Source organism: Rhodocaloribacter sp., assembly GCF_056451265.1.
This window is the reverse complement of sequence record NZ_JBWOPL010000105.1, coordinates 16,782-36,802: the sequence shown is the minus strand read 5'-3', so window position 1 is coordinate 36,802 and position 20,021 is coordinate 16,782. Positions and strand designations below refer to the sequence as shown.

General features: G+C 65.6%; 17 protein-coding genes. 2 read left to right on the top strand and 15 right to left on the bottom strand.

The window, feature by feature from the left end:
* From AC1HIY_RS15915 to AC1HIY_RS15880, 8 genes are all read right to left on the bottom strand, one after another.
* A partial coding sequence (locus AC1HIY_RS15915; RefSeq protein ID WP_479577788.1) for a phospholipase D-like domain-containing protein occupies positions 1-597 on the bottom strand: 597 nt, incomplete at its 3' end.
* A 14-nt stretch (positions 598-611) separates the two neighbouring features.
* Positions 612-944, bottom strand: a complete 333-nt coding sequence (gene brxF / locus AC1HIY_RS15910) for a BREX-3 system P-loop-containing protein BrxF (RefSeq protein ID WP_479577787.1) — start codon at positions 942-944, stop codon at positions 612-614.
* A gap of 23 nt (positions 945-967) precedes the next feature.
* Positions 968-1,171 (bottom strand): helix-turn-helix domain-containing protein, encoded by a 204-nt coding sequence (locus tag AC1HIY_RS15905; protein WP_479577786.1) that lies wholly within the window; start codon positions 1,169-1,171, stop codon positions 968-970.
* 183 nt (positions 1,172-1,354) lie between these two features.
* Positions 1,355-2,467: a metal ABC transporter permease gene (locus AC1HIY_RS15900; protein WP_479577785.1), complete on the bottom strand. Its 1,113-nt coding sequence runs from the start codon at positions 2,465-2,467 to the stop codon at positions 1,355-1,357.
* A gap of 22 nt (positions 2,468-2,489) precedes the next feature.
* Positions 2,490-3,632 carry a metal ABC transporter permease gene (locus AC1HIY_RS15895; protein ID WP_479577784.1) on the bottom strand — a complete coding sequence of 381 codons (1,143 nt, stop codon included), beginning with the start codon at positions 3,630-3,632 and terminating at the stop codon, positions 2,490-2,492.
* Between the two features lie 33 nt (positions 3,633-3,665).
* The gene (locus tag AC1HIY_RS15890) at positions 3,666-4,481 is read right to left on the bottom strand and encodes a metal ABC transporter ATP-binding protein (RefSeq protein WP_479577790.1); all 816 of its coding nucleotides are present in this window, start codon (positions 4,479-4,481) and stop codon (positions 3,666-3,668) included.
* The gene (locus AC1HIY_RS15885; protein ID WP_479577783.1) at positions 4,471-5,439 is read right to left on the bottom strand and encodes a metal ABC transporter solute-binding protein, Zn/Mn family; all 969 of its coding nucleotides are present in this window, start codon (positions 5,437-5,439) and stop codon (positions 4,471-4,473) included. Before AC1HIY_RS15885 ends, AC1HIY_RS15890 begins: the two co-directional genes overlap by 11 nt.
* Before the next feature lie 207 nt (positions 5,440-5,646).
* A complete protein-coding gene (locus AC1HIY_RS15880; RefSeq protein ID WP_479577782.1) occupies positions 5,647-6,813 on the bottom strand; it encodes a TolB family protein in 1,167 nt (388 codons plus the stop codon).
* A gap of 125 nt (positions 6,814-6,938) precedes the next feature.
* Here AC1HIY_RS15880 and trxA point away from each other — a divergent pair, with 125 nt between their 5' ends.
* A complete protein-coding gene (gene trxA, locus AC1HIY_RS15875; RefSeq protein ID WP_479577781.1) occupies positions 6,939-7,754 on the top strand; it encodes a thioredoxin in 816 nt (271 codons plus the stop codon).
* A 44-nt stretch (positions 7,755-7,798) separates the two neighbouring features.
* Here the strand turns inward: trxA and AC1HIY_RS15870 are convergent, their stop codons facing one another.
* From AC1HIY_RS15870 to AC1HIY_RS15850, 5 genes are read right to left on the bottom strand one after another with little or no spacing between them, the layout of a single operon-like run.
* Positions 7,799-8,623, bottom strand: coding sequence for a phosphorylase family protein (locus tag AC1HIY_RS15870; RefSeq protein WP_479577780.1), 825 nt, complete (start codon positions 8,621-8,623; stop codon positions 7,799-7,801).
* A 5-nt stretch (positions 8,624-8,628) separates the two neighbouring features.
* Positions 8,629-9,378, bottom strand: coding sequence for an ABC transporter ATP-binding protein (locus AC1HIY_RS15865; protein WP_479577779.1), 750 nt, complete (start codon positions 9,376-9,378; stop codon positions 8,629-8,631).
* A 21-nt stretch (positions 9,379-9,399) separates the two neighbouring features.
* The gene (locus AC1HIY_RS15860) at positions 9,400-10,209 is read right to left on the bottom strand and encodes an ABC transporter permease (RefSeq protein ID WP_479577778.1); all 810 of its coding nucleotides are present in this window, start codon (positions 10,207-10,209) and stop codon (positions 9,400-9,402) included.
* Entirely contained in the window at positions 10,206-11,069 is an 864-nt protein-coding gene (locus AC1HIY_RS15855; RefSeq protein WP_479577777.1) for an ABC transporter permease, read from the bottom strand. Before AC1HIY_RS15855 ends, AC1HIY_RS15860 begins: the two co-directional genes overlap by 4 nt.
* A 31-nt stretch (positions 11,070-11,100) precedes the next feature.
* Positions 11,101-12,312 (bottom strand): ABC transporter substrate-binding protein, encoded by a 1,212-nt coding sequence (locus AC1HIY_RS15850; protein ID WP_479577776.1) that lies wholly within the window; start codon positions 12,310-12,312, stop codon positions 11,101-11,103.
* 284 nt (positions 12,313-12,596) lie between these two features.
* On the opposite strand from AC1HIY_RS15850, the gene AC1HIY_RS15845 reads away from it, so the two are divergent.
* Positions 12,597-13,058, top strand: a complete 462-nt coding sequence (locus AC1HIY_RS15845) for a hypothetical protein (RefSeq protein WP_479577775.1) — start codon at positions 12,597-12,599, stop codon at positions 13,056-13,058.
* Position 13,059: 1 nt separating this feature from the next.
* On the opposite strand, the gene AC1HIY_RS15840 is transcribed toward AC1HIY_RS15845, so the two are convergent.
* Together AC1HIY_RS15840 and AC1HIY_RS15835 are read right to left on the bottom strand one after the other, a co-directional pair.
* On the bottom strand, positions 13,060-17,025 hold the full coding sequence (locus AC1HIY_RS15840; protein ID WP_479577774.1) for a response regulator: 3,966 nt from the start codon (positions 17,023-17,025) through the stop codon (positions 13,060-13,062).
* A 409-nt stretch (positions 17,026-17,434) separates the two neighbouring features.
* Positions 17,435-19,867 (bottom strand): heme lyase CcmF/NrfE family subunit, encoded by a 2,433-nt coding sequence (locus AC1HIY_RS15835; protein WP_479577773.1) that lies wholly within the window; start codon positions 19,865-19,867, stop codon positions 17,435-17,437.
* Positions 19,868-20,021 lie beyond the last annotated feature (154 nt).

Here is a 20,021-nt window from a genome sequence, read left to right as displayed (position 1 = left end):
GTTGTACAATATCAAGACATAAATTGAATAGGGAGGGCGTTCTTTGAAAATCTCCCTGACCGCATCGAGTAGGCGTTTTTTTGCATCCGCTTCCGCAGGAAGTTCATTCCAAAGGCTCACAAACCATTCTGAAAGTCCAGTGGCTTCCTCGTCAGTATCAGCGACCTGGATCAGACCCAGCGGGTTGCCGGGCGCCATTCCGAGACCATCGGTGGTGAACGAAAAAGCGCCTATCAGCACCTTTTTTGCCCCCCCTTTGTCATCCTGGATCAATATGACACCTTGCGGCACTGCCCCAGTTGTCCAGCGGATTTGTGCGTGTACAGTCAACCATTCAACACATCGTCTCGCATACCAATGGTTTTGCAGCCGGTTGCGAAAAGAGCGGTCCGCATTATTTCCCAAAAGCTCCAAATCGGCCTTTCCCGACGGCAGGATAAGACGCGCTGACAACTTGTCCCGCGTTGCACCCAAAACCGTATCCAGAGCAAATATCGAAAGCTTTGCGCTCAGGATACCAATGCTATCTCCCGATCTGAGAGTCGAATTGAGTTCATCAATGACACGTTCTGTTCCGCTGTTACGAATCAATCGCATCGGCACAATCTTCCTTAAAAAGCCAGAGGCTTGTACGCCGGCCGTGTAAAGGCCTGTTCTAGCCGGGACTTCAGCACCCGGCTGCAATCATTTTCTTGTACTCCGGAACGGCGCGGAAGGACGCTTTCTCGCGCATGTTTGCCCAGGAGCCGACGGAGTTGCAGAGCGCGTTGGCGTTCGGTCAGGTCCAGCATCCGACGAGACAGCTCGAGATTGACGTTGATGAGCGGCGCAGAGGTCGAGGCCGACACGTCCTGCAGGGCTGTGGTCTTCCCGCTTCCCGCCGGGCCAACCATCAGGATCAGGCGGTGATAGAGCTCGCGAGCCTCATCGATCTTCCGTAGCATCTGATCCGTCAGGGGCTCCGCCATCATTCGTATTCTTGCGCATTCGATACGTCGTGCCTCTCTTCCAGCCACCGGTCAATGGCCGCCTTCCGGAAGCGCCAGTGACGGCCGATCTTCCGGCACGGGACGCGGCCTTCCCGAACGAGCTTGTAGAGCGTCGACTTCGGGATCTTCAGGTAGGCGGACAACTCGTCGATGGTCAGGACGTCGCCGGGTTTCTCGTCCATCGGAAGCACCTCTCTGGCCGCAGGGCGTCGTTCATCAATGATACCTCATCTCTTGATCTCATGCCCGTAGTTTACCGTTGCCGGCAGTTGCTGTCAAGCGCTTTCTCCGGGGTTTTCACGATCGCTCCTGGCGCGGGTCCGGAGCACGCGTGGGGTGAGCAGGCCGCCCGACGGCCGCGCCGCCTATGCGGCCACGATCGCTTCGCCTGCGAGGATGCGTCCGGCGTCGGTGAGGAACAGCCGGTCGCCGTCCCGACGGACGAGTCCGGCGGCGAGGGCCTCGCGCACCACCCGCCCGGCGAAATCGGGCGTCCACCGGAGGTGTTCCTGCAGGTGCTCCGCCCGGCATTCCCGGGCCTCCTCCGGCGATCCTTCGTGGTGAAGCAGGTGGATGACGAGCATCTTCTGCGCGAACGCCCACCGTTGCCGTCTCCGGCGTCGGTGCACGGCCAGCAGCCCCCGACGCGGCGCGAAGAAGAAGGCGAGCAGGAAGACCACGCCCACCATCGTCGCCATGGAGCCGGCGATGGAAGCGTCGAGGGCGTGCGCCATCCAGAAGCCGCCGACGGCCGAGACGGCGCCGAGCGCCACGCCGAGCACGATCATCCACGCGAGGCGGTCGGTGAGGAGGTAGGCCGTCGCGGGCGGTCCGATCATGAGCGCCACCACCAGGATCGAGCCGACGGCGTCGAAGGCGCCCACCGCCGTCACCGAGACGAGCGCCATCAGGGCATAATGGAGCGCGCCCGGCATGAACCCGAGCGCGGCGGCCAGCCCGGCATCGAACGTGGCGAGCTTGAGTTCCTTGTAAAACAGCGTGAGGAACGCCGCGTTGAGCAGCCCGATGCCGCCCATCACGAAGAGCGCCTTCGGGCCGAGATCGTACCCGCCTACGGTGAAGCGGTTGAAGGGCGCGAAGGCGAGCTCGCCGAGGAGCACCGCGTCGACGTCGAGGTGGACGTCGCCGGCATAGTGGGCGATGAGGATGACGCCGATGCTGAAGAGCGCGGGGAAGACCAGCCCGATGGCCGCATCCTCCCTGACGAGTCGCGTGCGGTTGAGCACCTCGACGAGCGCCACCGTCAGCACGCCGGTGAGCGTCGCGCCGAGGATGAGGAGCGGCGAGTTGAGGTCCTGCGTGAGGAAGAAGACGACGACGATCCCCGGCAGGATGGCATGGCTGATGGCGTCGCTCATCATGGCCATGTTCCGCAGGACGAGGAAGGCCCCCGGCAGTGCGCACGCCGCCGCCACCACCACGGCGATCATCTGTATTTCGAGCTGTTCGGGACTCATCGTATACGCTTGGCGAAGATCGTCAGGGGCATGGAGCGGTCGGGCTTGCGCCGCGCGTCCGGGCGAGCGCCTCGGCGCGCGCGCGTCCGTCCTCGGTCAGCGCCCACTTCCGCTCATCGACGCGGCGGACGAGCCCGCGCTCGGCGAGGACTTCAAGGCTGTGATGCACCTTGCCCGAGGGCGTGCTCATCATCTCGAGCACGGATTCGTCGTGGGGATGCGCGGGCGCCTCGTGCTGGATGGAGAGGGCATAGAGGTCGAGGAGGACGGCTTCGAGGCGGAGCCGTCGGCTGTTCCGCCAGGCGCGGAGCCATCGCCCGAAGAGCCCCCGGTTCGGCGCGAGGAAGAGCGAGACGATCACGAGGACGCTCACGCAGAGGACGATCATGGGCCCGGTGGGCAGGTTGGCCGCCGAGCTGCTCAGCACCGCCCCGCTCACGCCCGCAAGCGCGCCGAAGAGGGCCGAGAGCGCCACCATCAGCCCGAGGCGGTCGGTCCACTGCCGGGCGGCCGCCGCCGGAGCAATGATCATCGCGCTCATGAGCACCACCCCCACGGTCTGAAGGCCGATCACGATGGCGATGACGAGGAGCGTCGTCAGGAGCACGTCGAGGCCGCGCATGGGGAAGCCGAGCGTCTTTCCGAACTCGGGGTCGAAGGAGAGGAGTTTGAATTCTTTCCAGAAGAGCGCGGTCAGCAAGAGGGCGGCCGCGCCGAGCAGACCCATCGTCCAGACGTCGCGCGAGACGAGCGCCGCCGCCTGCCCGAAGAGGAAGCGGTCGAGGCCCGCCTGCGTGGCGTCGGGGCGTTTCTGGATGAGGGTGAGCAGCACGAGCCCGAAGCCGAAGAAGACCGAGAGCGTGATGCCGAGGGCGCTGTCGTATTTGATGCGGGTTGTCTGCGTGACGGTCATCACGAGGATCGTCGCGAGCCATCCGGCGGCGGCGGCCCCGAGGATGAGCACCCAGGGCAGCTTGCTCCCGGTGAGCAGGAACGCCAGGGCGATGCCGGGGAGGGCGGCGTGTGAGATGGCGTCGCCGAGGAGGCTTTGCCGGCGGAGGAGGGCGTACGAGCCCAGCGCACCGCTCACGACGCCCAGCGTCGCCGAGCCGAGGGCCACGGTGCGAAGCGTGTAATCCGTGAAAAGCTGGGAGAAGAGATCCATCGCTCGAAAGCCGGAACGGCCGATGCTCGAAGATTAAGCCCCGGAGGCGGAAGGCGCGCCCGGCGCCGCCTTGAGGAAGGCGATCCGCCCGCCGTACGTCAGGCGAAGGTTCTGTTCCGTGAAGACCTCATCGACCGGCCCGGCGGCGATGCGCCGGACGTTGAGCAGCATCACGGCGTCGAAGTATTCCGGCACCGTCTGGAGGTCGTGATGGACGACGACGACCGTCTTTCCCCGGCTCCGGAGGTCGCGGAGCAGCGCGATGATGGAGCGCTCGGTGGTGGCGTCGACGCCCTGGAAAGGCTCGTCCATGAGGTAGATCATCGCATCCTGAACGAGGGCGCGGGCGAGGAACACCCGCTGTTGTTGCCCGCCGGAGAGCCGGCTGATCTGCCGGTCGGCGAACGGCTCCATGCCCACCTTTTCGAGGGCCGCCATCGCCTGCGCGCGTTCCGCCCGGCCCGGACGCCGGAACCACCCGATCTTCCGGTACAACCCCATCATCACGACGTCGAGCACGGAGGTGGGGAAGTCCCAGTCCACACTGCCCCGCTGGGGCACGTACGCCACCTTGTCGCGCTGTTTCTCGTACGGTTGGCCGTAGATGAGCACCTCGCCCGCCGCCTTTTTCACGAGGCCGAGGATCGCCTTGATGAACGTCGTCTTCCCCGCGCCGTTCGGCCCGACGATGGCCATGAGCACCCCGGGCGGCGCCTGCAGGTCGACGTCCCAGAGGACGGGCTTTTCATGATAGGCCACCGTCAGGTCGCGCACGTCGATGGCGGCCGGGGGCTGTTCCGGGAGGGCGTTCGGGTTTGGGCGAGACCGGGCTTTCACGTCAGCTTGCATCATGGTCGAGGAGGGCGTCTACGATGGTGTCGATGTTGTGCCGGACCATGCCGAGGTACGTCCCTTCCGGCGTGTCGGGGTCGCCGAGGGCGTCGCCGAAGAGCGTGCCGCCGATCTTCACCTCGAACCCGCGCGCCCGCACCGCCTCGCGCACCGCTTCGATGCCGCGCGGCGAGACGGACGACTCGATGAACATCGCCGGGATGCGGCGCGTCGCCACGAACTCGGCGAGGGCCTGTACGTCGGCAGCGCCGGCTTCGGTGGCCGTGCTGATGCCCTGCAGTCCCTTCACCTCGAAGTCGTACGCGCGTCCGAAGTAGCCGAACGCGTCGTGCGAGGTGATGAGCACCCGCCGCTCACGGGGGAGCCGCGCGGCTTGCGCCCGCACGTAGGCGTCGAGCGTGTCGAGGGCGGCGAGGTACCTTTCCGCACGGTCGCGATAGCTCCCGGCGTGAGACGCGTCCTGCGTGACGAGCACGTCGGCGACGTACCGGGCGGCGTCCGCCCAGAGCTTGACGTCGAACCAGAGGTGGGGATCATAATTCCCCGTGAACAGGGCGGACTCCCGGTATTTTGAGCGCGGGATGCCGTTGGCGACGGCGAAGGTGGGGATGCCCCGACGGGCCATCTGTTCGAAGATTTCGCCCATCTTCCCTTCGAGGTGAAGTCCGTTATAGAAGATGAGGTCGGCCTCGGCCATGCGCGAGACGTCGCCCGCACTGGCTTTGTACAGGTGCGGATCGACGCCCGGTCCCATGAGCCCTTCCACCGCCACACGCGCACCGCCGATGTTCTTCACGAGGTCGGCGATCATGCTGGTGGTGGCGACGACGCGGATCGTGCGGTTCGAGAAGTCTTCCGCCCGTTCGGTACGCGAGACCTTCTGCCCGCATCCCGCTACGGTCGTGAGGAGGACGGCGAGGAGCATCCCGAGTCCCGCCCGTTTCGTCACTGTCATGCCTATCCGTGGTTCGTTCAGAGCGTGCCTTTCGATGCGCGTTTATACGCGACGACACGGAATTAGTTTAGACTAAAAATAATATCACCCGAGGTCAACTTTGAGTGAAAGAGGCGGGGTCTGCGGCCGCGGGTGTCCCGGAAACGAAAAAGGGGCGCACCCGAAAGCCCGCCCCTTGAAATCGTGATCCAGAAAAGCGCCCGTCGGCTACCGCGACGGTTGGAAGCGGAGGTCCACCTCTTCGGGCATGTCCACCCAGTCGGCGATGAAAATGTTCGTGTCCCGGGTCTCGGTGCGGGAGGCGTTGCGGTTCGAGGCGAAGACGAGTTTCTTGCCGTCGAAGGAGAACATCGGGAAGGCGTCGAACGTGCCGGAATGCGTGATCTGTTCGAGGCCGGAGCCGTCGACGTTGACCATGAACAGGTCGAAGAGCCGCCCGCCCCGGTCCATGGAGTGGTGGTTCGAGGCGAAGATGATCTTCTCGCCGGAGGGGTGGAAGAAGGGCGCCCAGTTCGCACCCGGCAGGTCGGTCACCTGGCGCGCGTTCGAGCCGTCGATGTCGGCCACGAACAGGTTGAGTGCCTTCGGCTCGACGAAGCCTTTGGAGAGGAGGTCGCGGTAGAGGTCCGCCTCTTCACCCGTGGGACGGCTCGCCCGCCAGACGATTTTCTTCGAATCGCGGGAAAAGAATGCGCCGCCGTCATATCCGAGCGCGTCGGTGAGTTGGAGCAGTTCGCCGGTTGCCACCTCATAGCGCCACAGTTCGAGGTCTCCCGAGCGGGTGGAGGTGAAGATGATGAAGCGTCCGTCGGGGGAGACGGTAGCCTCGGCGTCGTAGCCTTCTCCGCCGATGAGCAGTTCGGGATTCGAGCCCTGTGCGTCGGTGATGTAGATGTCGTACCCATCATAGATGGGCCACACGTAGCGCCCTTGCGCGAACATGGCCGTGGGGGGACAGGCGGGGTCGGCGGCGTGTGTGGAGGCATACACGATGCGCCCGTCCGGCATGAAATAGCTGCATGTGGTCCGGCCCTTGCCCGTCGAGACGAGGCGGTATCGTTCCCCGTCTTCGAGCGGCGAGCCGTCGGCGTTCATCACGAAGATCTGGTCGCAACCCTGGTCGTTGATGGCGTCCCAGTCGCTCTGGAAGACGAGCTTCTCGTCGTCGAAGCTCCAGTACGCCTCGGCATTGTTTCCGCCGAACGTGAGCTGCCGGATGTTTCGGAGGTGCGTCTCGCCCGCAAACCGAAGCGAGTCGGTGGAGGGATCGTAGGCTTCCGTTTTCGGGTTCTGTGAAGAAGCCTGGCATCCCATGAGAAGGGGAAGCAAAAATGCGGTGAAGGCGAATCCGACCGGGAAAAACCGGGTTTGCATAGCGGCTGTGAGTTAGCGGTTGGCGGCATGGTGGAGCCGAGGACGGCAACTATCGACGCATGAACCCGAGTTTCGGGACAAAGTTGCACAAAGCTTTTCAAAAGTACCTAAAACACGAAAGCGATATGGCCTTTGAGGTTCAAAACTTTGACGAAGAAGTGCTCCGCGCCAGTCACGAGCAGCCGGTGCTCGTCGATTTCTGGGCGCCGTGGTGTGGTCCGTGCCGCGTCCTCGGGCCGGTGCTCGAGAAGCTGGCCCGCGAGAACGGGTCGGCGTGGAAGCTGGTGAAGGTGAACGCGGACGTGCATCCGGAGTTGTCCATGCGATACGGCGTTCGGGGCATTCCGGCGGTGAAGCTGTTCGTCAACGGTGAAGTGGTGGACGAGTTCACCGGAGCGTTGCCGGAACCGGCCGTTCGGCAGTGGCTGGACAAGGCGTTGCCGAGCGAGTGGAAGCAGTGGCTCGCGGAGGCCGAGGCGGCCCTCGCCGAGGGCGACGCGGAGCGGGCCGAGCGCCTCCTCCGGCGCGTGCTCGCCGAGCAGCCGACCAACCCGCAGGCGCAAGCCATGCTCGCGCAGGTTCGCGTCTTCGACGATCCCGAGGAGGCGGCCCGCCTGGCCGCCGGCGCTTCGACGGCGGAGCCGCGCTTCCTGCACCTCGCCGAGGCCGTCAAGACGGTGGCGCGGCTGCTCCGGCTGCAAAAGAACCCGGACGCGCTGCCCGATGAGCCGGGCAAGGAAGCGTACGCGGCCGCCCTCGACGCCCTCGCTCGTCGCGACTTCGACACGGCGCTCGAACGGTTCATCGAGGTCATCCGGACGAACCGCTATTACGACGACGACGGCGCTCGGAAAGCGTGCATCGCCCTGTTCAACCTTCTCGGCGAGCAGCACCCCGCCACCCGCCGCCACCGCCGCACGTTCGATATGGCGCTGTATTGACGGCGTTCGGCTCGCGTCAGAGACACGCCCGGACACGTTCGCCGTCAGCGGCGCTCTTCGCCCGCGTCGTCGCCGAAACGAAAGAGGTGATTGCGGAAGGGCACGGGTTCGCCGCGTCGGAGGAAGGCGACGACGGCGCGTTCCATGGCGCCTCGGGCCGCGGCCAGGGAGGCTTCGACCGAGCCGCCGTCTTCGAGGTTCGGGAGGTCGGGCACGGAATACTTGTGCCCCGCCACGAGACCCGCGCACGGGATCCCGAGCTCGTTGGCGAGGACGACCTCGGGACCGAGCGTCATCGAGTTGACCTGACCGCCGAGGCGGGCAAAGAGGCGGTTTTCGGCGCGGGTCTTGGTGCGCGGTCCGCCCGCATAGGCGAAGACCACGGCTGCCTCGTGCACGCCCCCGGCTGCTTCGGCGAGCTCGCGGATCTGCTCGGAGAGCGCCTCGGAGAAGAGCCCTTCGCTGAGGACGAGGTGCCCGTGTGCGGGCGAGGGCGCGACGAACATCGTGCAGGCGGAGCCGTCGGGGAGGCGGTTTTCGGGCATGAGAAGGTCGCCCACGAGGAGGAGGCGAAAGAGCGGGAGGGCGGGGTCGAGCACGCCGACGGAGCTCGTCACGAGGAGCGCGCCGCAGCCGACCGAGTGGAGCGCCGCCGCCTGTGCGCGATAGTTGATCTGGTTCGGCAGGAGGCGGTGCGGTGAGCCGTGCCGAAAGAGGACGTAGGCCGGCCGCTCCGTCCGGGCGACGCGATGGAGCGTTTGCGGGCCCCACGGCGTGGGCACGTCGCGCCGTTCGAGCGTGAGGTCGCCGAGCGATTCCGCGCCGAAGGCGCTGCCGAGGATGACGGCGACGGCGTCGTGTGCAGGCATGTCGGTCATGGAGTGGTGTCGTCGAGGGAGGCATTGGAGCGGAGCCCGTCCCAGAAATCGAGTTCCCGTTGGACGCCCGTCTCCGGGTCGGCGATGAAGGCGGCCTTCGACGCATAGGTTTTCAGCCGCCCGTCCCGGAGGCTCGCCATCCGGTCGCCCACGAGGAGGGCTTCCTTGAGGTCGTGCGTGACGAAGAGCGAGGTGATGCGGTACCGTTGGGCGAGGCGTTGAAAGAGCCGCTGCATGGCGGCGCGGATGTCCACGTCGAGGCTGGCAAAGGGTTCGTCGAGGAGGAGGAGGCGGGGGTTGACGATGATGGCCCGCCCGAAGGCAACCCGCTGCCGTTGCCCGCCCGAGAGCTGATGCGGGCGCTTCTTCGCGTGCTCGGTCAGTTCGAGGTCGGCGAGCATCTCCGCGACCCGTCTTTTCCGCTCGCCCGCTTCCACCTTCCGCAGGCGCAGCCCGAAAGCGACGTTGTCGGACACGTTGAGGTGGGGGAAGAGGAGCGGCTCCTGATACAGATACACGATGCCCCGCTTTTGCGGGGGGACGTGCGAGAGGTCCTCGCCGTCGAGGACGACCGTGCCCGCATCCGCCGTTTCCAGCCCGGCAATGATCTTGAGGAGCGTCGTTTTGCCGCATCCGGAGGGGCCGAGGATGCTCAACGTCTGGTGCGCCGGCACGTCGAAGCTCACGTCCCGGAGGACGCGCTCCGCGCCGAACGATCGGATGAGATGACGGACTTCGAGAAACACGGGCGGGGGGCGCGGGGCGGGTCAGCCCTCGCGCATCTCGTTGAAGACGAACCGCTTGTTCACCCACAGCAGGGCGGCGGGCGGGAGGATGAGGAGGCAACTCGCCATCGCGGCGTAAAAAATGTTGGCTTCGTTCACGTAATCGTACACCTTGACCGGCAGCGTCTGCACCTTGCCCGTGCCGATGAGGAGCGTCAGGCCGTACTGGAACCACGAGATCAGGAAGGTCTGGAAAAAGCAGATCAGAAGCATCCCTTTCGAGACGGGCAGGAGCACGCGTCGGTAGGCATCGAACGTGGAGCCGCCCAGGGTGAAGACGAGGTCTTCGAGGGCTTTGATCTCCGGGTTCCAGAAAGCGCTGAAGAAGACGATGGCGAAACCGTAAGCGAACATGGTCTGTGCGAGCGCCACCCCGGCGGCGTTGCCCGCGAGGTCGAGCTTGAGATAAAGATACATCAGGCAGGTCCCGAGGATCACCGGGGACATGATGAAGGGGACGTAGGCGAGGAAGAGCAGCTTCTTTCGCGCGGGGTGATACGCGATGAACTTGCCCGTGACGAAGCCCGCCGCCGTCGAGAGGGAGGCCACGACGAGGGAGAGGGCGCACGAGAGGAGGAAGCTCGCGCCAAGGTCGCTCGGGCCGGTGAGCACACGCGCCCACAGGTCGAAGGAGAGGGCGCGGGGGAGCAGGTCGGGGAAGGGCCAGGCCTTCGCCAGCGAGAGGAGGATCAGGTAGGCGAAGGGGAACAGGCAGGCGAGCGCCAGGAGCACGGCCGCCGCCCCCCGAAGGAGGCGTCGCGGGGAGCGCGTCGCGGGGAAGGGGCCGTTCATACGCGTCCTCCCGCCCGCCCGCTCCGGAACGCCCAGCCGATGAGCGCGAGCACGAGCACCGTATACAGCCATGCTACGATGAACGCCTCGGGTTTTTGCGTGAGGTCGAACATCGCGTATTTCCGCATCGTCAGCACCGACACCATCTGCGGCGACTGCCGCCCGAGCAGCAGCGGGATCTCGTACGAGCCAAAGACGAAGATGAAAAGCAGGATCACGTTCGTGAACGACCGGGTGAGCAGGATCGGCACGGTGACGCGGTAGAGGCAGGCCCGCCGACTCGCGCCGAGGGTGCGCGCCGTCTCCGCGAGCGCCTCGATCTTTTCGGTCTCGTACAACTGTGCGAAGAGCAGGATGAAGAACGGCGTGGCGAGGCTCACGTGTGCGAGGATGATGCCGAAGGCGTACGGGTCGTTGACGAGGTTCGGCATCTGCGCCACGTCGTCGATCACGCCGAGATGGAGGAGCCAGCGCGCGGCGTATCCGGCTCCGGAGAAGAGTTGGAAGACGAGGAAAGCCGCCACGGTGGCGGGGATGGCGAGGGGGAAATAGATGACGTACGAGAGCGGCCCCTCTTTGAGCGGCCGGCGGAGGAAGAGCATCAGCGCGAGCGCCAGGCTCACGGACAGGGCGACGGTGACGGCAGCCACGTACAGACTCAACCCGAAGGCGCGCCACACCTCGCCGTCGGAGAAGAGCCGCGCCCAGTGTTCGAGCGTGAAGCCCTCGCTCAGCAGACCCGCCAGCCCCACGCTGTAGGCCGCCGCATACCCCAGGCTGAACCCGATGGGCAGCAATGCGATGAGCGCAAAGAGCGCCATCCCGAACGCGCCGGGGCTGTTATGGCGGCTTCGGATCATCCCTGCGGAGCGTCCTCGAGGTGCGGGTGCTTCATCTCTTCTCGATCACTTCGGTCCGGAAGTCCTCATAGAGCCGAATCATGTACTCGGGAGCCAGCTCCATGAGCGCCCGTTCCTCAATGTCGGCGCGTCTCGGGGCAAAGCGGCGGGTGGGCACGTGGCGGAACCGTTCCCGCCACCGGGGCGGCAGGCGGTCCACGTCGAGCACCGTGCCGTCGCCCCAGACCTGTGGGTCGAGCTTGCGGAGTTGGGCTTCCGGAGAGATCAAAAAGTTACACACCACCAGCGCGCCCGCCTTGTGCGGCGCCGTCTTCACGATGCCCATGTAGTGTGAGTTTTGAATGGAGCCGAAGTCGGGCACGTATGCGCGGGTCGTCTCCGGAAAAAGGCCCTGAAGGACCTTGTTGTCCACCTCGCCGTCGTTGTTGCTCATGGTGAAGTCGATCTCGCCGGAGGTGAAGAGCTGGTGGAGCTGCGCCACGCCGCTCGGAAAGGTCTCGCCGTTCTTCCAGAGATACGGTTTGATGGCGTTGACGTATGCCCACAGCTTCGCGGCGGCCGGCTCGTACCGCGCGGCGTCGAACGGTCCGGCGAGCGCTTCCGGACCGCCGGCGAAGTCGATGAGCAGGGCCTTGAGAAACGTCATGCCGGCGAACGAGGTGTCGAAGGTGAAGCGGCCCGGATGCGCCTTCACCCACGCCGCCAGTGCCTCCCGGTCGCGGGGCGGCTCGCTCACGCGCGCGCCGTCATAGATGAGGATGAACTGAACGTTGCCCCACGGCATCTCGTAGCCATCGACCCGCTGCTGAAAGTCGATGCCGATGAAAGGGTTCTCGAAGTCGATGTATCGGGCGTTCGGGAGATGGTCCGTGAACGGTCCGAAGAGCGCGTCGATCTGCCGGAGTTGGTAGAACGTCTCGCCGTTGATCCACATCATGTCGAACTCGCTCACGGGCTTGCCCGCCTCTTGCTCGGTCATGAGCATGGACACGAGCTGATTGCCCTGTCCCGAACTGACGTTGAGCGTGACGCCGTACCGGTCGCGGACCTCGGGCGCGACGTACCCGCGCACGTAGGCGTTGATGTACGGATCGCCGGTCCACATCACGAGGTTGACGGTTTGCCCCCGCGCCGCCGCTTCGATGTCCGCCCACGGGGTGGCGGCGAGGTCGAATTCGTCGGCCTTCGGACCGGCGCACCCGGCCAGGAGCACGAGCAGCGCGAAGCAGGAGCGTCGAGACAAACGTTTCACGAGGTCGGGTGTGGCGGCGGCGTTCATTCGGAGGGGAGGTTCGCAAGGGGGAGCGGCGGCTCGTCCGGGCCGTTGCGATCCCTGGGCTCGGGAGGGTCGTTCCCGCGGGGCGCTGGTTCGTGGGGCCGGAGAAGACCGCGAAGTCAACGTGGGGAAGGGGGGTGGGGATCCCGGGGGAAACACGGCTCCGTCCGGGAGGGTATGCCTCTGAAGGCGCGCCCGCCATCGAACGGGCGGGCCGATCACCAAACGACGAGGGAACCGTGAGAGCACGCATGCAACGATGGAGGGCGGCCCGGCGCGCGCGGCGCGTCACGAGGGCGTGGGCGCGCGAACGCGCGGCCCGGGGCGCGGCCTACCTCGACGACGTCGATCCCGACTGGAGCCGCCGCATCGACCCCGAGACGCTGACGCTCGCGGACGGCGCATGCTGCGTGCTCGGGCAACTCCACGGAGAGTTCCGGATGGGCATGTCGCGCACCGGGCTGTTCAACATGAGCAGCGCCCCCCGCGCCAACCTCTCGCCCGTCGATTACGGCTTCCACGCCATCCTCTTCGGCGACGAAGCCCTTCAGGCTCGCGACTATGCCTTCCTCGACGAGGCGTGGCGAGAAGAGGTTCGTCGGAGACGAGCCGCCGACGGGCTTCTCCGGCAGGGCTCCGCAGAAAAGCAAGACGCGGAAACCGAAGCCGCCGTCGAGACGGAGGCGATGGGAGCGCCGACGGCCTGGCCGTAGCTCAGGGGATGGCTTGCTCCAGGGTGCGTCGCATGCGGACGAAGAGCCCTTCGAGGCGGACGGCCATCTCGCGCGCCCCTTCGTAGGTGCCGGACTCCCCGAGCGCTTCGAGTGCGGCGCAGATCTTCGAGTATTCGAGCGCTCCGAACATCGCGCTGCTCGATTTCATCGTATGCGCCGTGTGCTGAAGCGCCTTCCCGTCGCTCGCATCGATGGCCTCGTGAAGGGAGGACAGGAGCCGTCGGGTATCGGTGAGGAACTCGGTGATGAGATCCTTGAGGAACTGGTCATCGTCTTCGCCGAGCATCCGGCAAAGGTCCGCAAAGACTTCCGAGTCGATCGCGGGATCTTCGGGGGAGTGGTTCGCCGGCTCGGGCGTATCGGCTCCGGGATCGGGCGTCTCGGGCGGGGGAGCGGTACGGGCGCAGCGACGGAGCGCGTCGGAGAGCGTGTCGAGCCGGAAAGGCTTGGTGAGGTAGTCGTCCATACCCGCGTCGAGGCAAAACTGGCGGTCGCTCTGGAGGGCGTTGGCCGTCAGCGCAATGATGCGCGGGCAGCGGCCCGGGGCAAAGCGCTTGCGGATGTGCCGTGTGGCCTCTACGCCGTCCATCTCAGGCATCTGCACATCCATCAGCACCACGTCGAAGTGGGCGCGTTCGAGTGCTTCGATGGCCTCTCGGCCGTTTTGCGCGAGGGTGATCTCGTAGCCGAGACGCTTGAGCATCCGGCGGGCGACGATCTGGTTGGTCGGGTTGTCTTCGGCGACGAGGATGCGGAGGCTCGGGTCGAGGTCCATCCGTTCGGGAACGACAGCGTTCTTCGGGGCGGTCGCGCCGGTGGGGGAGCGCCAGGCCTGCGCGAGGGCTTCGAAGAGTTTGGCCTGGCGGGCGGGTTTGAGGATCTGCAGGAGGGGGGGCGGTGTGGCGGGCGGGATCGGCCGGCCGATCAGGTGCAGGAAGGCGAAGGACAACTCTCCGGAAGTCTGTTCGGAGAGGATCTGGGTGAGGGTGGAGCCGGGCATGTCCGGGAGGCCGGCGTCGATGAAGGCGAAGTCAAGCTTCGTGTCGCGGGTCTTTCGAATGGCTTCGGCTCCGGAGGAGGCTTCCACGAGGCGCAGCCCGCAGTCTGCAAGCTGTTCGCGGAGCATCCGCCGCGTCGGTTCGTGGGCGTCGACGATGAGCACCGTTCGTCCGTCGAAGCGGGGGCGGGGCGGCGCCTCGTGCGCGACGGGCTGAAGGGCGACCGTGACGTGGAACGTCGAGCCGAGGCCCGCCTCGCTTTCGGCCCAGAGTGCGCCGTTCATCACCTCGCTCAGCCGTTTCGAGATCGCCAGGCCGAGGCCCGTGCCTCCGTATTTGCGCGTGGTGGAGGTGTCCGCCTGGGTGAAGGCGTCGAAGATGTGTTCGAGCCGCTCGGGCTTGATGCCGATGCCGGTGTCGCGTACGGAGAAGTGGAGGCGGGCCGTCTCCGGGTCGGTCTCGAGGACGCCTACGGAAAGGGTCACCTCGCCCGCGTCGGTGAACTTGACTGCATTGCCGAGGAGGTTGATCAGGATCTGGCGAAGCCGTGCCCGGTCTCCGAGGATGGCGGCGGGCACGTCCGGAGCGAGATGATAGGCCAGCGCCAGTCCTTTTTCAGCCGCCCGTACGGCCACTACGTCCAGCGCTTCCTCGACGAGCGTGCGCACCTGCAAGGGGGCCGTCTCAAGCTCGATCCGCTCGGCTTCGATCTTGGAGAGGTCGAGAATATCGTTGATCAGTGTGAGGAGCGTCTCGCCGCTGGCATGAATGGTTTCGATAAACTGTTCCTGTTCGACCGTCAGGTGGGTCTCCCGCAAAAGCTCGATCATCCCGATCACGCCGTTCATGGGCGTGCGTATCTCGTGGCTCATGTTCGCGAGGAAGACGCTCTTGGCGCGGGTCGCTTTCTCCGCTTCCACCCGGGCCTCTTCGAGCGCGCGGACCGTTTCGGCCAGGTCGGCCGCCTGATCCTCCAGCGTCTGTTTGGCGAGTTCGAGGTCCTCGGCGTATCGCTGCAGTTCTTCCTCGGCCTGCAAGCGCTCCTGTTCCTTGCGATGGAGCGCGATGTACCGGGAGAGACTCTCCGCCATCAGTTCCAGGATCTCAAAGTCGTGCGAGGCAAAGGCCCGTTCGCGCCGGTTCCGTCGGGCAAAGCACAGGGAGCCGTAGATCTCGCCGTCGATCCAGAGGGGAGCGCTCAGGAAACAGGCCGGATCCGCATCGGGCAGCGCGTTCGGCGACGCGTCTCCACCGCGATTCAGCCGGGCCACGGCGCCCCGCTTTTCGACCACATGGCGGCAAATGGTATCCTTGAGAGAGAGGACCTGGTGCGCCGAAAGCTCCGGATCATCCGGGGGATGGACGGCCAGCAGCGTACACATCTCTCCTTCGATTCGGCTGATGACGCCGAGATCCATGTCAAAGATTCGGCTTCCCGCGACCAGATACGCCTGGAGAAGCGCTTCGTGATCCGGAAAGGCACTGGTGTTGAGGTGGTGCAGCTGTTTGAGCCGGGTAGAGAAGTCCGCGAACTCGCGGGCCTGCTGAACCTGTCTTTCGAACAGACGGGCATTCTCGAGGGTGATGGCGGCCTGGTTGGCAATGGCCATCATCAGCGCCACGTCGAGCGCGGTGAAGCTTCTCCGGTCGAAGCCGTTTGTGGCGGTAAGGACGCCGAGCGGCTGATCCTGGTAGTGAAGCGGCACGACGATCATGGACCCGCAATCCCGTTGGGCGCGGGTTTCCTCGTCGAGGGCGCCGGTGGGGTCGGGGGTTTCGCAGAGAAGACGGCCGGGCTGGAGCGTACGAAGCGCCTGCCCGGTCAGTCCCTGCATGAGGTCGTCGAACGTGAGGGCGTCGAGGGGGGGGACGTCGGGCGCGCTCTCGGCAGCCTTGACGATGGCGCGCGCTTCGTGATCGATGGTGACGAGCCGGACGCGGTCGGCGGGGAGGACATGCGCCAGACCGCTCACGATCGCCTGAAAGACTTCGGGGAGGTTCTTGAAATTGACGAGCGACCGGCTGATGTGGTAGAGACGGTCGGTCTTGTCGAGCGCGTGCTGGGTTTGTTCGAGCAGGCGGGCGTGCTCTTCTTCCCGGCGCTTGATTGCCGTGAGGTCGCGGAAGCCCGTCACGCGGGCCTTTTGCCCCTGAAACCAGACGTTTTTCCCGGTGACTTCAAGGGGGAAAAGAGCGCCGTCGCGGCGGCGGCCTACGTACTCTAGATTCGTCTCGATGCCTGCGCGGATGTTTTCGAAGGCCTCTTCTACCGATTCCGGCGCGAGAAGGTCGGCAGCCGTGAGGCCGATCATGTCTTGCTCGGAATCGTAGCCGAACAGGTTGGCCAGCGCCCGGTTGGCTTCGACGATCCGCCCGTTCACGTTCACCGCAATGCCCTCGAAGGAGGCTTCGACGAGCGCCTGGAAACGAGCCTCACTCTCCCGGAGGTGGCTCAGAGCCTGTTCGTGCCGGGCGCGGAGACGGGCATCGTGAAGGGGCAAGGTGAGAAAGGCGGTGGTTTCCCGGAGGAGTTCCCGGGCGTCATCGGACCAGGCTTCCGGAGCGGGCGCATCGATGCTCAGGAAGCCGATCAGGTCGTCTTCATGATGCACGGGAGCCGCAAGGAGCGCCCGTGCGTCACTGCCGGTGAGGCTTCGGGCAAGTCGGGTCAGGTCGGACGCGTCGCTCGTGTCGGGGAGGATCAGCAGGCGGCCCGAGCGCAGCGTTTGGAGAGGTCCGGGGAAAAGGCTCAGGTCGAGGGGACGGCCCGTCGCGGGAGGCGCCGGGGCCTCGCCGGCGGCGTGGAGGAGGCGCAGCGTCGCCGGGGGCTCGAGCGCGAAATAGGCGGTCCGGGATCCCGGGAAATACACGCTGATGAGGTCGACCGCGAGCCGGATGATTGCGTCCTCTGAGGCGCCGGAGAAGACGGCCCCGGCGAGACGCTGCATGAAGCGCAGGCGCGCGTCCGGCAACGTCCGGGGGGAACCGGACGTGTGCTCTACTGCATCCTCCCCGTTCCTGCTTGAGGGGCGGGGGATCGTCTGCTCTTTGGGCGCCTTTCTCGTCATCGAATACGTACTGCTTTCCGGACCCGCTCCGCACGTTCACAGAAGGGCTGAACCGGGGCGGCCCCCCATAGAGCAAGCAACAGGCCGAAAGCGGTGAAGGTGGGCATAAGACGGAAGAAAGCCGGGATCGCAGGGGAAAAGGAGTCCGTGGCGAGGGGAAGCGGCGCGCCAGGGGGGCTCCGGAGGCCCGGCCGGCATGGCGCATGGGCAGAAAATGCCTCATGCGGGGAAGATAACGCCGGACGGCGCGGCCGGTCGTGCGGCGGGATGATCCGCTCAGAACCGCCGGTTAGGAGCGGCGGGCGCGGCTGTGGCGGAGGTCCCCGGCCCGGCGGTAAGCGGCCATTCCGAACCCGATGGAGAGCAGAATGATGCCGAGCCAGACGAAGTTGATGAGCGGCTTCTCATAGGCCTGCACCACCAGCCAGTCTTCCGTCGGAGCGGTTGCGCCTTCGAGGCCGATGTCGATCTTTCCGGAGTTGACGTCCATGTTGGTGAAGGCCAGGGAGATGCCCCATTCCGGCGCTTCCGCCGGCACGAAGCGGACGCTTCCGTCCTCGTTCACCACATAGACGGGCGTGAGCGTCCGGGTCTCTCCGGTGGCGCGTTCGGTGAGGGTGAGCACCGCGCCCACGGCCACCGCCGTCTCCGGCGTCTTGTGCGTCTCCCCCGCGCCCAGGTCGAACGCGACGAAGCGGAGCACGTAGGCGCCGTCGTCGAGGAGGGTGGAGTCCCCCCGGGCCAGCGTGACGCTGTTGGGCGCGCTCTGCGTGTCGAACATGGCGCTCGGCGAGACGGCCACGAAGAGGTCCTTCATGAAGCCCAGGCGCACGTCCGGGTGCTGAATCCACTGTTTCCGGTTGCTCTGATAGGCCACGGGCTTCACCGTGAAGGAGCGGCCTTTCGGATCCCTTACGTCGAGGATGTAGGCGGGGCGGCCGTCCTCGCTGACGGTGTGTCCGGTGTACGAGACCCGGTAGCCGTCGACGGCCACCGTCTGTCCACGGTCGATGACGAAGTTTTTCCGTCCCTGCCCGCCCGGGTCGACGCCGAGGCCCTTGCTGAAGCCGCTGGAGGCCACCACGCCGAGCACCATCACGGCGAAGCCGACGTGGGTGAACGCGCCGCCGGCCAGGCGCGGGTTTCCCCGGGCAATGCGCCAGAGCACGAAGCTGTTGCCGTAGAGCGAGAAGAAGGCTACGAAGACGAGCAGGAGCAACAGGAGCCCCGGTCCATAGGCGGCCCAGGCACTGCCGAGGCTGCCCCCGAGCCCCGCCTGTGTCATCGAAGAGGGGGCTGCCGCGCCGCCCAGCCGCGTCGTCTCCTCCACGAAAGGCGTGAACAGGAGCACCGCGACGGTGCTCACCACGGAGAGGATCATCGGCTTGAGCAGCACCCGATTGACGTTCTCGACGCTCATCTTATTCCACCAGAAAAGCTGTCCGAGCCCGGCGAGAAACAGGAAAGCGATGCTCAGAGGCAGGGTCCACTTGTTGTAGAACGCCAGGGGCACACTCGAGGGGCTGTCCCGGAAGATGCGGCCGAGGATGGGGGCGCTCGTGCCGATGAGCACGACGGCGGCCACGGCGCAGATCAGCATGGCGCCGGAGAAGGTCATGAACTCACGCGAGAGCAGGTTCGGCTCCTGCTTCGGCGTGGGGAGCTCGCGGAACCGGTAGGCGAAGAGCCCGAACCCGACCACCGCCAGCGTCACGATCCACAGAAGCAACTGGTTGTACAGGCCGAGATCCACGAACGAGTGGACGGAAATGTCGCCGAGGATGCCGCTTCGGGTCAGAAAGGTCGAGTAGATGACGAGCAGATAGGCAAGGATGGTCAGGAAGAGCGCCGCCTTCTGGCTCGATCCGCTTCTCTTCTGGATAATCATGGTGTGGAGGCCCGCCACCCCCACGAGCCAGGGCACGAGCGAGGAGTTCTCGACGGGATCCCAGGCCCAGTATCCGCCGAACGAGAGCGTCACGTACGCCCAGTATCCGCCCATCGCGATGCCGACGCCGAGGAGCATGAGCGCGACGAGCGTCCACGGCAGCGCAGGGCGCACCCATTCCGTGTATTTCTTTTTCCACAGCGCCGTCACGGCGAAGGCGAACGGGACCATCATGGCCGCGAAGCCGGAGAAGAGCGTCGGCGGATGGATCACCATCCAGTAGTTTTGCAAAAGATCGTTTAGCCCCTGTCCATCCTTCGGGATGAGCCCCGCCTGGAGCATGGGCGCGTCGGGAAACTTTTCGGCGAGTGTGATGAAGGGAGAGGCTCCGACGGTGAGCGAACCGACCTTCAAGCCGACGATCATGGTGATGAGGAAGACCTGGGAGAACGCCACAACGGTCATGGTGGGCGCTTCGTATTCCCGCGCCCACAGGATGAGCGCCGTGCCGGCGATGCCGTTGAGGATGATCCAGAGGAGGAAGGAGCCTTCCTGACCCGCCCACGTGGCCGAGATCAGATATTGCAGCGGTAGCGCCAGCGATGTGTTCTCGTAGACGTAGGCATACTGGAACTGATGGGTCACCGACAGCCACATCAGGAGGCCGAAGGCGAAGAGGGAGGAAGCGAGCATGACGCCCCATGCGGCGCGCCCGATGCGTTTCCAGTCGGAAGAGGCGTCTTCGAGTCGCGTTGCCTGAAGAAAAGCGAAGCCCGCCAGCCCGCAGGCTACGAAGGCCGTCAAAATGAGCAGTTGACCGATCGTACCGAGCATAAGATTGAGGGGGTGACTCTGCGGTGGATACGGATGCCAACCGGGATGACATTCCGCGTAGGAATAGGTTTGAAGCAAGAGCCGATCCAGAGTTCCGGGTTTCGGGAGACGCACCCGGAGGGGCCAGGGTATTCACCGGATCTTGGAAGGGGGG